General features: G+C 74.0%; 15 protein-coding genes. 5 read left to right on the top strand and 10 right to left on the bottom strand.

Annotated elements, in window-relative coordinates; genetic code table 11:
* Positions 1-807, bottom strand: an 807-nt coding sequence (locus ABD296_RS24945) for a hypothetical protein (RefSeq protein ID WP_344271612.1), incomplete at its 3' end; no start/stop codon positions are given.
* Between the two features lie 61 nt (positions 808-868).
* Positions 869-2,155: a cytochrome P450 gene (locus ABD296_RS24940; protein ID WP_344271609.1), complete on the bottom strand. Its 1,287-nt coding sequence runs from the start codon at positions 2,153-2,155 to the stop codon at positions 869-871.
* 201 nt (positions 2,156-2,356) lie between these two features.
* Here ABD296_RS24940 and ABD296_RS24935 point away from each other — a divergent pair, with 201 nt between their 5' ends.
* Positions 2,357-2,614, top strand: a complete 258-nt coding sequence (locus tag ABD296_RS24935; RefSeq protein WP_344271606.1) for a hypothetical protein — start codon at positions 2,357-2,359, stop codon at positions 2,612-2,614.
* 93 nt (positions 2,615-2,707) lie between these two features.
* Here ABD296_RS24935 and ABD296_RS24930 read toward each other — a convergent pair whose 3' ends face one another.
* The 3 genes from ABD296_RS24930 to ABD296_RS24920 all read right to left on the bottom strand — a co-directional run bounded on the left by ABD296_RS24930 (position 2,708) and on the right by ABD296_RS24920 (position 6,047).
* A complete protein-coding gene (locus ABD296_RS24930) occupies positions 2,708-3,790 on the bottom strand; it encodes a hypothetical protein (protein WP_344271604.1) in 1,083 nt (360 codons plus the stop codon).
* A gap of 55 nt (positions 3,791-3,845) precedes the next feature.
* A complete protein-coding gene (locus tag ABD296_RS24925) occupies positions 3,846-4,799 on the bottom strand; it encodes an SRPBCC family protein (RefSeq protein WP_344271602.1) in 954 nt (317 codons plus the stop codon).
* A 102-nt stretch (positions 4,800-4,901) separates the two neighbouring features.
* Positions 4,902-6,047, bottom strand: a complete 1,146-nt coding sequence (locus ABD296_RS24920) for an acyl-CoA dehydrogenase family protein (protein WP_344271599.1) — start codon at positions 6,045-6,047, stop codon at positions 4,902-4,904.
* A 67-nt stretch (positions 6,048-6,114) separates the two neighbouring features.
* Here ABD296_RS24920 and ABD296_RS24915 point away from each other — a divergent pair, with 67 nt between their 5' ends.
* Complete coding sequence (locus ABD296_RS24915) at positions 6,115-6,741, top strand: TetR family transcriptional regulator (RefSeq protein ID WP_344271596.1); 627 nt, start codon at positions 6,115-6,117, stop codon at positions 6,739-6,741.
* A gap of 16 nt (positions 6,742-6,757) precedes the next feature.
* Here the strand turns inward: ABD296_RS24915 and ABD296_RS24910 are convergent, their stop codons facing one another.
* The 4 genes from ABD296_RS24910 to ABD296_RS24895 form a co-directional block, all read right to left on the bottom strand.
* On the bottom strand, positions 6,758-7,618 hold the full coding sequence (locus ABD296_RS24910) for a DUF4253 domain-containing protein (RefSeq protein ID WP_344271592.1): 861 nt from the start codon (positions 7,616-7,618) through the stop codon (positions 6,758-6,760).
* Between the two features lie 125 nt (positions 7,619-7,743).
* The gene (locus ABD296_RS24905; protein ID WP_344271589.1) at positions 7,744-7,932 is read right to left on the bottom strand and encodes a hypothetical protein; all 189 of its coding nucleotides are present in this window, start codon (positions 7,930-7,932) and stop codon (positions 7,744-7,746) included.
* 13 nt (positions 7,933-7,945) lie between these two features.
* Positions 7,946-10,387: an ABC transporter permease gene (locus tag ABD296_RS24900; RefSeq protein ID WP_344271586.1), complete on the bottom strand. Its 2,442-nt coding sequence runs from the start codon at positions 10,385-10,387 to the stop codon at positions 7,946-7,948.
* The gene (locus ABD296_RS24895; protein ID WP_407061510.1) at positions 10,384-11,115 is read right to left on the bottom strand and encodes an ABC transporter ATP-binding protein; all 732 of its coding nucleotides are present in this window, start codon (positions 11,113-11,115) and stop codon (positions 10,384-10,386) included. The genes ABD296_RS24900 and ABD296_RS24895 overlap by 4 nt, the downstream gene beginning before the upstream one ends.
* 173 nt (positions 11,116-11,288) lie before the next feature.
* Here ABD296_RS24895 and ABD296_RS24890 point away from each other — a divergent pair, with 173 nt between their 5' ends.
* Genes ABD296_RS24890 through ABD296_RS24880 form a run of 3 tightly spaced genes read left to right on the top strand, consistent with a single transcriptional unit; the run spans position 11,289 to position 13,641 of the window.
* Positions 11,289-12,533 carry a sensor histidine kinase gene (locus ABD296_RS24890; protein WP_344271584.1) on the top strand — a complete coding sequence of 415 codons (1,245 nt, stop codon included), beginning with the start codon at positions 11,289-11,291 and terminating at the stop codon, positions 12,531-12,533.
* Positions 12,521-13,159, top strand: coding sequence for a response regulator transcription factor (locus tag ABD296_RS24885; protein ID WP_344271582.1), 639 nt, complete (start codon positions 12,521-12,523; stop codon positions 13,157-13,159). The genes ABD296_RS24890 and ABD296_RS24885 overlap by 13 nt, the downstream gene beginning before the upstream one ends.
* Positions 13,160-13,167: 8 nt before the next feature.
* A complete protein-coding gene (locus ABD296_RS24880; protein WP_344271580.1) occupies positions 13,168-13,641 on the top strand; it encodes an NUDIX hydrolase in 474 nt (157 codons plus the stop codon).
* On the opposite strand, the gene ABD296_RS24875 is transcribed toward ABD296_RS24880, so the two are convergent.
* Positions 13,613-14,947: an aminotransferase class I/II-fold pyridoxal phosphate-dependent enzyme gene (locus ABD296_RS24875; protein ID WP_344271577.1), complete on the bottom strand. Its 1,335-nt coding sequence runs from the start codon at positions 14,945-14,947 to the stop codon at positions 13,613-13,615. The genes ABD296_RS24880 and ABD296_RS24875 overlap by 29 nt on opposite strands.
* Positions 14,948-15,000 lie beyond the last annotated feature (53 nt).

Here is a 15,000-nt window from a genome sequence, read left to right as displayed (position 1 = left end):
GCTGCGGATCCCGTCGCCGCGCGCCATCGCCCGCGCCGCCGCCGCCGCGAGCAGCACCCGGGGCGCCAGGCCCTGGGGCGAGGTGCGCTCCGGGACGGACGGCAGCTTGTCCAGGCCCAGCTCGGCCGCGGTGAGCAGGCCGTTCACCGTCTTGACGGCGGGATGGGAGAGCCGCCCGGACAGGCCCGGGTGGTAGCGGCGCGCGCGGAGCGCGAGCGCGCTGAGCCCGGCGGAACTGCGGGCGCCGGTGGCCGCGCCCAGCGCCGCGGCGCGCACCAGGGCCCGGCGGGACGGGCGGTCGGGGGCGGGCTGCCGCAGGGCCCGGCGCTCCTCGTCGGCGCGGAACAGCGCGGTGAGCGCGGCGTGCGTCGTGATCCCGTAGACGAGGTGCGGTACGGCGTCGGAGATCCAGTCCGTCCTGCTCCACGTGCGCGGGTCGGAGATCCCCAGCCGCGCTATCGGCAGGTCGGACGCGGCCATCGCGGCGGCGCCGAGCAGCGGGGCGCCGATGACCGCGGGCAGCCGGATCCCGGCCGCGCGCAGGCCTCCCGCCAGCGCGCCGACGGCCACCCCGGTGAGCGAGCCGCCGAGCGCGCCGAGGCCCTCCAGCCGGTCGCCGCGTTCCCGGTCGTCGCCGGGCACGCGCACGCCGGCGAGGTCGGCCAGTCCGGAGACGACGTCGGCCTGCGTCCCGCTCGCCGGCCGGCCGCGTATCGCCATGTCCGCTTCGGTCGTCGCGTTGAGCGCGGTCGTCCCGGCGGCGCCGGCCGCCATGCCGCGCAGGACGCCTTTCAGTAGTGAGGTCACGCGGGGGCATTACCCGCGCTCCCCGCGATTACCCGTGCCGATCACCCGCGCCGGCGGGCGCTCAGCCGAGGTGCACCGGCAGGGATTCGACGCCGTACACGATCGACAGCTTGCGGTAGCTGAGCTCGTCCGGTTCGACGGCGAGCCGCAGGTCGGGGAACCGGCGGACGAGCGCCGGGTACGCGGCGCGCAGCTCCATCTTCGCCAGCTCCGCGCCGATGCAGCGGTGCGCGCCCCAGCCGAACGCCAGGTGCGGCGGCGTCTTGCGGCCGGCGTCGAAGCCGTCCATCTCCGCGCCGAGCGCCGGGTCGCGGTTGGCGGCCGACAGCGAGATCAGCACGACGTCCCCCTGGGCGATGTGCACCCCGGCGACCTCGGTGTCCTTGCGGGCGAACCGCGGGAACGCCAGCTGCACCACGGTCAGGTAGCGCAGCAGCTCGTCCACGAACGGGCCGATCGCCTCGTCGCCGTCGTGCACCCGCTGGAACTGCTCGCGGTCGCGCAGCAGCACGATCGAGCCGAGCGCGAGCATGCTCGCGGTCGTCTCCAGGCCGCCGGTGAGGACGCCGTCGGAGAGCCCGGCGATCTCCAGGTCGTCGAGCTCGTCGCCGTGCTCGCGGATCAGCATGCCGATCAGGCCGGGGCCCGGCTCGACCCGCTGCCGGCGGACGACCTCGAGCAGGTAGTCCATCGACTCGGAGATCGCGCCGACGGAGGCGCTCGCGCCGCCGAACAGGTCGAACCGGGCGCTGCTCAGCCGCTGGAAGTCGCTGCGGTCGTGGTGGGAGACGCCGAGCAGCTCGCAGATCGTCAGCAGCGGGACGGGCAGCGCGAACGACTCCATCAGGTCGACAGGCCCGGTCCCGTCCGCCATCGCGTCCGCCATCGCGTCGAGCCGCTCCTCGACGATCTTGTGGATCAGCGGGGTGAGCCGGCTCAGCCGGCGCATGGTGAACTCCGGCGTCAGCAGCTTGCGCCGCCGGGTGTGGACGGGCGGGTCGGAGAACCCCAGCCCGCCGGGCGTGAACCCGGCCGGGACGTCCACCTTGCCCACCAGGTTGGACAGGTCGTTGCTGAACCCGTCCGCGTCCGCGAGGACGGTCTTGGCCGCGTCGTATCCGGTCACCAGCCAGACGCCGAAGCCGAACGGCAGGGGGAGCTTGCTGACCGGCCGCGCCTCGCGGATCTCGGTGAGGTCGCTGACCGGGTCCAGGCCGTCGCGGCGCAGCGGCGCCAGCGTGGAGTTGGGCAGGAACCGGATCGACTCGAGATTGAACCCGGCACGCTGCTTCCTGGCGATGTATCCCCGTACAAGCCACTTGGCCGCGCGTGCCCCGACATTCGCCATGATCGCAGGTTATTGATCAGAAGCGCTCGTCGCACCTCCGTGCAGGATCTAAAACATCACATCTTTGAGACGGTCGCGACCCGAACGGCGCTGCGCGTCCGGTTCGTCCCCCTCTGCGACCGGAGCGTGGTGCGGTCGAATGCCGCTGGGACGGGTGGGTACGACGGCGATCGGACGGAACGCCGGAGACGAGGGGGGACCATGGCCGGCAAGAAGATGGAAGGGAACGAGGAGCAGCGCCGGAAGGCCGCTCGCGAGGCCAGGGCGGAGGGGAAGGCCCCGAGTGCCCGGAACGTCACCACGGGCGCGTCCAAGCAGCCGCACACGGCACCGAAGCACCAGCCGCACCATCACGCCGAGCGGCTGGACAACATCCACCGGGGCAAGCAGCAGGACGCATCGCCCGACCCCAAGCCCGGTTACGGCGAGCCCGGGTCCAAGAGGCACCGCGACGGCTGAGACCGCCGCCGACGATCGTTCCGCTCGCCCTCGTAGGCGCCACGAGTTCGTGGCGCCTACGAGGGCATCGGTGCCGTAAGCCCCCTCAGATGATCAGGGCACCGCTCGCCTGAGGGTCTTGATCAGATCGCGTACGGAATCCTCCGCCTCGCGGAAGGCGCTCTGAATCGTGTCGCCCTGGTCCTGCGACCCCTCACGCGGTGAATCGGCACCGGTATCGTCGTCGGCCTCGCCATCGCCGGTCCCGCCGCCATCGCCGGTCCCGCCGGGGGAGCCCGCGCGGTCGTCCTTCGAGCGGCCCTCGGGCGGCGGTCCGCCTTGCGGCCGTTCCTGATCCGATGCCTTGCCCGGTGACGGGGCTCCGTTGGAGCCTCCGGACGCCTCCTGTGCCGTGTCGCCGGCGGCGCCCTCGTCCGCAACGGCTCCGCCCATGGCCTTCCCGGCGGCCTCTCCCGCGCGTCCGGCGCCCTCGCCGACCTTCCCGGCCGCCTCGCCGGTGCCCTCGCCGACCTTCTCGGTCGCCCGGCCGGCACCCGTGCCGACGTCCCGGACGGCTCCGCCGGCGCCTTCGCCGACATTCTCGACGGCGCCGCCCGTGCCCTTGCCGACCTCCTGGACCGCGCCGCCCGCGCCCTTGCCCACGTCCGCGACGGCTCCGCCCGCGCCCCGGCCCACCTCCTGGACCGCGCCGCCGGCCCCCCTGCCGACGTCCCGGACGGCTCCTCCGGTGCCCCGGCCGATCTCGCCGACCGCCTCGCCCGCCCCGCGGGCGGCCGATTCGACGCCGCGCCCGATGTGCTCCAGGATCTCGGGATTGCGGTCCAGCGTGGTCAGTACGCGGCCGACGATGGCGGCCACGTTGCCGAGCCGCACCTGCAGCAGCGCCTCGGCCTCCACGTCCTTGATCTCCAGCTTGACCCTTCCCAGGTAGACGTCCGCGCCGACGTTCAGCCGGAGCATGTCGAGCACCTGGGCGCCGAGCGCGACGTGCGCGTCGAGGTTCTCGACCTCGAGGGAGATCTCACCCACCCGGAGTTGCGGGACGTTCAGGTGGACGTCGGGTGCGCCGTCCGCCGCGGCGTGCGGCTCCGGCCGCCTGATCTCCCCGACCCTCACATCGGCCGGGCCGTTGTCGTCTCCGGCGGCCTCTGAGCGGCCGGAACTGCCGTCGTCCATGGGTCCCCCTCCTCCGAGCACCGGCGCGGGCGCGGGCGGCCTCGGGCTGCCGGTGTCAGCTCGCTGCGGGCTTCTCCTCGGCCCCTCCGGCGTCGGAATCGTCCCCCTCGTGCGCCGCCGTGCCGTTCCCGGAGTCGCCGCCGTCGTGCGCTTCGCCCTCCTCCTTGAGCGCGTCCTCGTGGGTCCTGACGACCTCGCCGCCGCGTATCTCCCCGCGCCAGCCCTGGATGTCGTCCTGTTCGAGGATCGCCTTGGTCATCATGTGCCGCTTGATGTGCTTGAAGTCCAGGCGGAGCCGGCGCCCCTGCGCCCGCCACAGGTTCGCGGTCTTCTCGACGAAGCCGTCCGGGTGGTACTCGGCCACCAGGAGTACGCGCGTCAGGGTGGGCGCGATCCGGTGGAAGGTGACCGCGCCGTCGACGTACCCCTTGTCGCCCTCCGACTTCCAGACGATGCGCTCGTCGGGGACCTGCTCGGTGATCGTGGACTCCCAGTTCCGGTGCGACATGAAGATCCGGGCCCGCCACTTGATCTTCTCGTCGGACTCCTGCTCGACGTTCTCCACCTTGCTGGTGAAGCTCGGATAGTCGGCGAACCGGGTCCACTGGTCGTAGACGGCCCGCAGCGGCAGGCCGACGTCGAACTCCTCGACGATCGTGACGGCCTTGGCCTCGTCGCCGCCGCTCGCACCGCCGTCGCCGAACACGTTCTTGACGGTCTCCTTGGCGCCGGTCGCCCCGGCGCTGAGCCCGGCCCGCAGCGGGGACCGGCCCTCGGCGAGCTGCTCCGCGCCCCGTGCGGCCATCTTCGCGCCGGTGCCGCCGCCGTCCCCGTTCCCGCTACCGTCCCCGAGCTTTTCGGTCAGGTCGCGGACCATGTGGGTGGCGCCGTGCAGTCCCTTGACCATCAGGGCCCGCACCACCTCCTGGCCCGCGTCCTTGAGCTCGTCGAGCGGCAGGTCATCGGTCAGGCCGTGCCGCCCTCCGGTCTTCTCCTGCGTTTCGGTCATCGTCCGCGCCCCCGTCCAAAGCCGTCCCCTTCGGCATCACCGTCCCAATGGTCACAAAACGGCCACCGAGACCCCGAATAGGTAATATTGGGACGCCGATGGTCATAGGCCCGCGTCGCGGCCGATGATCTCCTTCATGATCTCGTTGGAGCCGGCCCAGATGCGGGTGACGCGGGCGTCCATCCAGGCGCGGGCCACGCGGTACTCGCGCATGTAGCCGTAGCCGCCGAACAGCTGCACGCAGCCGTCGATGATCTGGTTCTGCACGTCCGAGCTCCACCACTTGGCCTTGGACGCGTCGACCGCGGACAGCTCGCCCGCCACATGGGCGGCCAGGCACTGGTCGACGAACGCCTGCGCGACGTCCAGCTTCGTGATCAGTTCGGCGACCAGGAACTTGTTGTGCTGGAAGGTGCCGATGGGCTGCCCGAACGCCTTGCGCTCCCTGACGTAGGCGATGGTCTCGTCCAGGACGCCGCGGGCGTGCGCGACGTTGGCGACGGCGCACGACAGCCGCTCCTGCGAGAGCCGCTCCATCATGTGGATGAAGCCGCGGTTCAGCTCGCCGATGACGTGCGAGTCCGGCACCCGGACGTTCTCGAAGAACAGCTCGGAGGTGTCGGCCTCGGGCTGGCCGACCTTGTCCAGCTTCGTGCCGCGGCTGAAGCCGGGCGTGCCGGCCTCGACGCCGAACAGGGTGATGCCCTTCGCGCCGCGCTCGGGGTCGGTCTTGGCCGCGACGATGATCAGGTCGGCGTGGCCGCCGTTGGTGATGAACGTCTTCGACCCGTTGATCACCCACTGGTCGCCGTCGCGGACCGCGGTGGTCTTCAGCGCCGCGAGGTCGGACCCTCCGGACGGCTCCGTCATCCCGATCGCGGTGATCAGCTCGCCGGTGCAGAACCCGGGCAGCCACTTCTTCTTCGCCTCGTCGGTCGCCAGCTCGAGCAGGTACGGGGCGCAGATGTCGATGTGGATGGACACGATCGAGTTGTAGGCGACCGCCACGCGCGCCAGTTCCTCGCCGATGACCGCGTTGAACCGGAAGTCCCCGGCGTCCTGGCCGCCGTACTCCTCGGGCACCTGCATGCCGAGGAAGCCCTGCCGGCCCGCCTCCAGCCACACCTCGCGCCTGAGCATCCGCTCATTGCGGATGTCCTCGTCGACCGGCAGGAGAGTCCGCTCGACGAACTCCCTCACGGACTCCCTGAACAGCTCGTGGTCGGCCTCGAAGACGGTGCGCCGCATGCGGTTCCTCCTGGAATGGTGCGAAGTGCGGCGCCAGTCTACTGAGCGATCGCTTAGGCTTCGCTGCATGGCTCCCGGCAGCGGCTCCGCGGACGGCACTGGCGGCATGTGGGCGGGCATCGCGCCGGACGCGTCGCGCCGCCTGCTGCTCGCCGCCGTCGACTCCTTCGCCGACCTCGGCTACCACGGCACCTCGACGCGGCACATCGCGGCCGGTGCGGGCATGAGTGCGGGCGCCCTTTACGTGCACTACCGGACGAAGGCTGACCTGCTGTTCCAGATCGCGCTGACCGTCCACGAGTCGGTGCTCGCGGAACTGGAGACGGCGGTCGAGGGCATCGAAGGGCCCTCGGCGCGCGTCCGGGCGCTGATGTACGGGTTCGCCCGCTGGCACGCCCGTCACCACCGCGCCGCCCGCGTCATCCAGAACGAGCTGGGCGCGCTGGAAGCGGCCCACGCCCGGCGCATCGCCGCGATCCGCCGCCGCGTCCGCGCCCTGGTGCGCGAGGAGGTGCGGGCGGGCGCCGCGGCGGGCGCGTTCGACGTCGCCGACATCGAGGGAACCGCGCGCGCCATGTCGTCCCTGGCCATCGACGTGTGCCGCTGGTACCGCCCCGAAGGGCCACGCTCACCTGAGGAGATCGGCGCCCTCACCGCCCACCTGTCGCTGCGGATGCTCGGCGCCCGCTCCTAGCCTGGCCGGCGCGCTTCTAGTCCCACCAGAACGACCAGTACGTCTTGCCGCGGATCTCCTCGGCGTAGCCGGCGAGGTTGCCGGGACCCTGGAACAGGATGTCCGGGCAGAACGCCCAGTGCTCAGCCGCGACGTGCACGGCGTGCCGGATGGTGACGGGGGGCGCGGCGACGCTCAGCTCCAGGGTGTTGAACCCGAGCCCGACGACGCGGGCGCCGAACCGCTCCTCCCAGCCGCGCAGGACGGCGGCGAGCGGCGCGGTCCACTCGTTGTGGTTGAGCGCGCCCTGCCAGCCGACCGCGGCGATCGCGTCGGCGCCGCTCTCCACCGCGACCAGGCCGAGCGACGGGCCCCGCACGCCGAGGGTCCGGGCGTACCGGTCGGCGACGGCGTCCGGGTCGTCCAGCAGAGTACCGGCGGGGGCGGGGCCCGGGCAGTGCCGCCCGAACGGGGCGAGGTCGTCGTGGTCCTCGTCGCCCGCCTGCTCCGCCCAGTCGGCCCAGACCTCGTACAGGAACGCCTCGGGCGAGTAGTTGCCGATCTCCTCCACGGGCTCGGGCGCGATCTGCCCCGACGCCCAGGGCTGGTCGGTCTCGTCCAGCAGCAGCGGCCACAGGCCGGACCGGGGGTGCTCGGCGCGCAGCCGGCCCCACAACTCGCCGTGCACGGGCTCGTCGCTCAGCCAGAAGGCGGGGCGCATGAGCAGCGACCGCTGCGGGTAGCCGGGGTCGGGCCACACCACGTCGCCCTCGGGCAGCGAGACCGACAGCGTCCGCCCGGAGGCGCCTTCCGCGCCCGGGCCGGCGCCGTCCGCGCCGTCGGCGAACAGCTGCGGGAGGTTGCCCGGCAGGTGCCGCCGGATCTCGACATCATCCATTTCACGCCGTTCCGGTACAGAGCATGCCAACGGGATCTTGGCACTCCGAGATGGTAACGGCGGCACGGGCCGCCCGGGGGACGAGCCGGAGGGTTCGGTCCGCCCGAGCGGCGCGGCGGCCCGGCTCAGCGCTCCCGGCGGCGGCCGCGGACGAGGTAGTCCACGATCACCGCGACGACGCCGATCCCTGTCAGGACGCTTATCGGGATCTCCAGCCAGGTGCCCTTCAGCGTGATGTTGGAGATGACGTTGACGGCCAGCAGCAGGCCGAAGACGGTCCAGCGGGCGGTGTTGCCGATGCCTGTGTCGTTCATGTCCGTGCACCTTTCAGGGGATGTTCGGGGATGTGCGCCGGCGGAGCAGGGCGCGGGCCGGCAGCAGGATGGCGGCGGCACCGGAGCCCGCCACGGTCGCGAGGATCGCCGCGCAGGTCAGCGGGGACACCGCGGGCAGCGGCAGCCCGGTGACCGCGGTCGCGAACGCGGGGATCACGACCGCGACGATGAGGGAGCCGGTGGCGGCGCCGGTGCCGAGCACGATGAGGGCCTCCAGCCGCAGCATCCGCAGCACCTGCCGGCGGGTCGCGCCGACGAGCCTGAGCAGAGCGAACTCGCGGCGCCTCGCGGCGGTCGCCAGGGCGAGCGTCGTGACGAGGCCGATGACGATGAACCCGGCGATCGCGCCGACCACCACGTAGTTGATGAAGCCCTGCAGCCTCGTCTCGTCCGAGAGCCGCGCGCCGAAGGCGTCGCGGTCGACGGCCCGCGCGCCCAGGTACGCGGCGGTGACCGGCCGCAGATCGGCGTGCCCGCGGACGAGGACATGGTCGTCGAGGGACGTGGACGCATGCGCGGCGACCAGGTCGTGGGGGAGCAGGAGGTCTCCGAAGCCGAGGCCCCGGTCGTACACCGCCACGACCCGGGCGTCGACCCGGGTGCCGTCGCCCAGCCACAGCGGGGTGGTGGAGCCGACGTGGAGCCCGCCCGCGACGTCCCGGCTGAGCGCGACCGCGTTGCCGCGCAGCGCGGCGAGCCCGCCGGAGGTGACCTGGGGGTCCATGGTGGCGGCGGCGTCCGCGCCGACGCCCTGGGCGCCCAGCGACCGCAGGTTCTTCTCGCCCAGTTCCTTCACGGCCATGACCACCGTCGTGCTCTTGACGGGCGTCGCGGCGGTGACGCCGGGGACGCGCCGCGCGGTGTCCGCCGCGCCCTGCGGCAGGCCCGGGCCGTCCGCCACGATGACCTGGTCGGCGCGGTCGCCGTCGGCGAACTGCGCGGCCGTCGCGTGGACGACCGTGGACTGCGCGAACAGCTGCACGCCCGCGAACGCGATGGCCAGCGCGACCGGCGTCATGATCGAGCCGGCGCGCAGCGAAGCGGCGACCGCCGCGTGCCGGGCCAGCCGTCCGGCGACCGGGGACAGCGCGGCGGCGGCCCGGCCCAGGACCCGCTCACCGGCCCGCGCCAGCACCGGCCCGAGCAGCGCGACCGCGACGATGAGCGCCATGACCAGCCCGCCGAGCGAAGCGCTCGCGGTCGGCCCGGACGTGACCGCCGAGACGCCGAGCGCGTTCACGCCGACGAAGAGGAACGCGACGCCGGCGATGACGCGCCGGCGGGGGAGCCTCGCCGGTTCGGCCGCCGACTCGCCGAGGGCCTGCACCGGCCGGATCCGGGAGATCCGCAGCGAGGCGAGCAGCGCGGACGCGGTCGCGGCGAGTACGGTGACGGCGAACGCGGCCAGCGCCGGCAGCGGGGTGAGCGACAGCCCGAACCCGCCGGGCAGCACACCTTTGCGGATCATGGCGGCGTGCATCGCCGCACCCGCGCCGAGCGACAGGACGCCGCCGACCAGCCCGGCGGGGACAGCGGCGCGCGCCGTCTCGCGGACGAGCCGTCCCCGCACCTGCCAGGGCGTCGCGCCCACCGCGCGCAGCAGCGCGAACTCGCGGCCCCGCTCCGGCACCGACAGCACGACCAGCCCGCCGACGACGACCAGCGCCGTCATGACGGCGACGCCGCCGAACGATCCGGCGATCTCCACGATGTCGGGACGGGCGGAGGCGACCGCGCGGTCCTCGGCGTCGCCGCGCGCCGAACCGGTGGCGACCGTCAGGCCGGGCGCCGCCTTGCGCAGCGCGTCCGTGTCCGGTTTCCCTTCGGTCAGCACCGCCAGGGCGTCGGCCTGGCCGGGGTGCCCGTTCAGCGCCATCGCGGTCCCGGTGGTGAAGAACGCCGCCGCCGGTCCGGACGGCACCAGCCCGGTGACCCGGTACGGGCGGGGCGTCCCGGCGACCTGCAGCCGCACGTCCGCGCCCGGCCGGACACCGGCCGACTGGCTGAGCACCACCTCGTCCGGCCGCTGCGGCGCCCGTCCCTCGCTCAGCTTGTAGGGGCGCAGGGCCGCCGAGTCCCAGCCGTGACCCGTCACCGCGCGCCCGGTCGAGGTCAGGACGGGGAACGACACGTCCGCGACCACGGCGCGGACGCCCGGCACCGTCCGCAGCGGCCCGGCCGCTGCGACCGGGACCCGGGCGCGCTCTGCGAGGGGCCTGCTCTGCTTCTCCGGGTCGTCGCCGAGGCGCTTCATCCGCTGCGTCACGTTCTGCGGGCCCGTCACGACCGCGTCCGCCGCGGCGAACCGGTCCACCGGCGCGTGCGCGCGCAACGCCGACTCCAGCAGCACCCCGCACGCCCCGACCAGCACCGCGGCGAACAGCAGTGCCGCGAAGATCCCCGCGAACGCGCCCTTGCCCTCGATCCTCTTCACAGCGTCTCCCAGCGGTTCATCACGGCCGCCACGGACGGAGAGGGCAGCTGATCCACGATCCGGCCGCCGCTGAGGAACAGCACCGAGTCGGCGGTCGCGGCGGCCAGCGGATCGTGCGTGACCAGCACGACCGTCTGCCCGGTCAGGTCCGCCGCGTCGCGCAGCAGCCGCAGCACGTCCCGGGCCGAACGCGGGTCGAGCGCGCCGGTCGGCTCGTCGGCGAACACCACCTCGGGACGGGTGACCAGCGCGCGGGCGACGGCGGCGCGCTGCTGCTGGCCGCCCGACAACTCCGCCGGACGGTGCCGCAGCCGGTCCTCCAGCCCGACCCGGCGCACCACCTCGCCCAGCCACGCAGGGTCCGGCTCGGTCCCGCCGAGCCGCAGCGGCAGCGTGATGTTCTGCTCCACGTCCATGGACGGGATCAGGTTGAACGCCTGGAACACGAACCCGATCCGCTCGCGGCGCAGCCGGGTCAGCTTCGCCTCGCCGAGCCGGCCGAGGTCGGTGCCGCCGATCCGGACGGTCCCGGCGGTCGGCCGGTCCAGCCCGGACGCGCAGTGCAGGAACGTGCTCTTGCCCGAACCCGACGGCCCCATCACGGCCGTGAACCCGCCGCGCGGGAACGTCCAGCTGACGTCGTCGAGCGCCCGCACCGAGCCGTAGGTCCTGGTGACCGACTCCAAGCGCACCGCCACCGCGGTCGCCTCGGCCGTCATCGTCGTCATGCTCGCCCTCCGTGGAAAACCCGCTCTCACCAGGACGAACCTAGGTTCCGGGGCAGGGCCGCCACATCGGGGCGCACTCCCCGATCGATGGTGTAGCGGGCTACACCATCGGCAGGGGAGCCGGCCCCGGTGCGTCGCGCGCCGTGCTCACATAGCGTGTGCGGTGAGGCGACATGACAAGGGCACAGATGAGCGTGACGGCGGCGCTGCGGCGCAGCGCGGAGGCGACCGGACGGCTGGTGGCCGCGCTGCGCATCACCGTGCCGGCGCTGCTCGGCCTGGCGCCGCTGCTGGTCTTCCTGGCCCTGCTGGTCGTCGCGCTGCCGTGGCTTCCGGACGCGGTGAAGCCGCTGCGCGCCCTGGCGAACGCGGAGCGGCGCCGGGCGGGCCGCGTGCTCGGCCGCGAGATCCCCGAGCCGTACCACGACCGCAGGGACACCGGCCTGGGGGAGGCGCGCCGGATGGTGCGGTCGCCGGCCCTGTGGCGGGACATCGCGTGGATGGTGGCGAGCGGGTACACCGGCCTGCTCATGGCGGTGCTGGCCGTCGGGCTCTGGCCGGCGATCCCGTACGCGGCGTCGATGCCGCTGTGGTGGTGGGCGACGCCCAAGGGCACGGCGTCCGCGTTCGTGGACCTGAACAGCTGGCCGCAGGCGCTCACGCTGCCGTTCCTCCAGGCGGCCCTCGATCTGGCGCTGCTGCTGTGGCTGGTGCCGCGGCTCGTGCGCTGGCAGGCCCGGCTCGCGGAGGTGCTGCTGCGCCCCACCCGCCGCACCAGCCTGACCGAACGGGTCGAGGAGCTCACCGAGACCCGCGCCGAGGCGCTGGAGGCGCACGGAGCCGAGCTGCGCCGCATCGAGCGCGACCTGCACGACGGGACGCAGGCGCAGTTGGTCGCCGCCGCGCTGCGGCTCGGTCTCGCCGACCGCCGCTTCGACACCGACCCGGGCGCCGCCCGCGCGCTGTTCCTGGAGGCCCGCGACGGCGTGGAGGAGGCGCTGACCCAGCTGCGGACGGTCATCCGCGGCGTGTACCCGCCGATCCTGTCGGACCGCGGCCTGGCCGGGGCGGTGCGCGCGCTCGCCGCCGGGCAGCACATCCCGGTCGAGATGGACCTCGACGGGGCCGGCCGCGCGCCCGCCGCCGTCGAGGCCGCCGCCTACTTCGTCGTCGCCGAGGCCCTCACCAACGTCGCCAAGCACAGCGGCGCCCGCACCGCGTCGGTAACGGTCCGCCGCGAAGGCAGCCGGCTGCTGATCAGAGTGCGCGATGATGGCAAGGGCGGGGCCGACGCGGGCCGCGGCAGCGGCCTGGCCGGCATCCGCCGCCGGGTGGCCGCGCTCGACGGGACCACCCGCATCGACAGCCCCGACGGGGGAGGGACGACGCTGGAAGCGGACCTGCCGTGCGGATCGTGATCGCCGAGGACAACGTGCTGCTGCGCGAGGGCCTGGTGCTGCTGCTGACCTCCGACGGGCACGAGGTCGCCGCCGTCGCCGGCAGCGGGCCCGAGGTGCTGCCCGCGCTGCTGGAGCACCGGCCCGACGCCGCCGTCCTGGACGTCCGGCTCCCGCCCGGGTTCCGGGACGAGGGGCTGCGCGCCGCCATCGAGGCCCGCAAGCGGATCCCCGGTTTGCCGGTGCTCGTGCTGTCGCAGTACGTGGAGGAGACCTACGCGGCCGAGCTGCTGTCCGGCGGCGCGGAGGGCGTCGGCTACCTGCTCAAGGACCGCGTCGGCCGGGTCGACGAGTTCCTCGACGCGCTCGCCCGCGTGGCCGCCGGCGGCACGGCTCTGGACCCGGAGGTCGTCTCCCAGCTGATGACCGCCCGCAGCGACCCGCTGCGGGCCCTCACACCGCGCGAACGCGAAGTGCTCGGGCTGATGGCGCAGGGCCTCGACAACGCCACCATCGCGACCACGCTCGTCATCACCGAACGGTCGGTCAGCAAGCACATCGGCGCGGTGTTCGCCAAGCTCGGCCTGCCGCCGACCGACAGCGGGCACCGCCGCGTCCTGGCCGTCCTCGCCTACCTCAACTCATGACCGGCCCCATGCCCCGCATCCGGCGGGCCGTCCGCGCCCTGCTGCTGGACGGCGGCGACCTGGTCCTGCTGCGCCGCACCGCTCCCGGCCGCGCCGTCTACTGGACGACCCCCGGCGGCAAGATCGAGCCGACCGACGCCGGTCCGGAGGCGGCGCTGCGCCGGGAGCTGGACGAGGAGCTCGGTGCCACCGCCGGGCCCGTCCGGCAGGTGTTCGCGTGCAGTGAACAGCGCCCGGAGCTGCACCGCCTCAACGTCTTCTACGTCTGCCGCCTTCTCACGATGGACCTCTCGCTCCGGCACGGTCCGGAGTTCGACGACCCGTCCAAGGGCCGGTACGACGTGGACCGCTTCCCATGCACGCCCGCGGGACTGGCGCCCGTCGACCTCATCCCGGAGACCCTGGCCGACTACCTCCAGACCCACGCTGGGGACCTCCCCGGGCTCCTGCCGGTCAGCGGGGACGCGCCGCCAGCGCCATGAGGTCGGCCAGCTCCGCGACGCTGAGCGGTGCGTCGGGGAGACGGCTGGTCGCGATCCGGAGATGGGCGCCGGCCGGGGCGATCTGGTACCGGCTGCCGGGGACGGCGGCGACTCCGTGCGCCGCGAGCGTGACCAGCGCGGCGGACTCGTCGGCGACCGGGACCCACAGCATCAGTCCGTCCCGGTTCCCGGTGCGGACGCCGCGCTCGGCGAGGGCGGACGCGAGGCCCTCGCGGCGTTCGGCATAGGTGTCCCGGGCCCGGGCGACGACGGCGATGGCAGCCGGATCCGTCAGCAGATGCGCCAGCGCGTCCTGCAGGATGCGACTCGTCCAGCCGGTGCCGAAGCTGCGCAGGACGCGGACGCGCTCCACCGGTTCCGCCGCGCCGCCGATCACGGCGATGCGCAGGTCCGGGCCGTGCGACTTGGAGTAGGAGCGGACGAGCACGGTGCGTTCGGGCAGGTGCGCTCCGACGCTCACCATGGGGGACGACGACACCTCGCCGGTGCCGTCGTCCTCGATGGCGAGGGTGTTGGTCGGGGCGAGCAGTTCCGCCAGGGCCGCCGCACGCGCCGGGGTCAGCGCGTGCCCGCGCGGGGTGTGGGCGCGCGGCTGGTAGACGAACGCGGCGGGCTTGGCGGCGAGCGCCTCGGCGAGCGCGTCCGGCTCGGGCCCCTCGTCGTCGCAGGCGACCGGCACGACCTCGGCGCCCTGCGCCTCCAGGATGTCGAGCAGGCGGGCGCCGGTCGGGTCCTCGACGGCGACGCGGTCGCCGGGCACCGCGACGGTCTGGCAGACGAGCTGGACGCCCTCGTAGCCGCCGCCGACGGTGAGCAGCCCGGCCGGCGGGAACGGCCAGCCGGGTTCGACGGACGCGCGCAGCGCCGGGGTGATCGTCTCGCGGGTGTAGTCGTTCAGCCGGGCCGTGCGGGCGCCCGCGGCGAGCGCGGCGTCCAGCGGCGGCAGCAGCGCGGGGTCGGGCGCCGCGATCGCCAGGTCGACGGCCAGCCGGTTGCCGAACTCGCCGATGCGCTCGTACCGGGTCGGGTGCGGGACGTTCGGGGGGCCGATCACGACCGTGCCGCGGCGCCGCTGGGCGCTGACGACGCGGTGCCGGCGCAGCGTCGACCAGGCGTCGGCGACCGTGCCAGGGCTGACCCCGAGCTCGGCGGCGAGGCCCCGCACGGTCGGCAGCCGCGTTCCGGCCGGGAGGTCCCCGCTGCGGATCAGGTTGGTCATCGAGGCGGCGATGCCCCGGGCCGTGCGGTCGCCGATGCGCTCGGCCAGCCACGCCGCGTCGATCACGTTTCCTCCGCGCAAAACTTTGTGTAGTAACAAAATACCCATTGTACGCGGTA

This window comes from Actinomadura napierensis, assembly GCF_039529375.1.
Taxonomy (GTDB): domain Bacteria; phylum Actinomycetota; class Actinomycetes; order Streptosporangiales; family Streptosporangiaceae; genus Spirillospora; species Spirillospora napierensis.
This window is presented reverse-complemented; position numbering and strand designations above follow the sequence as displayed.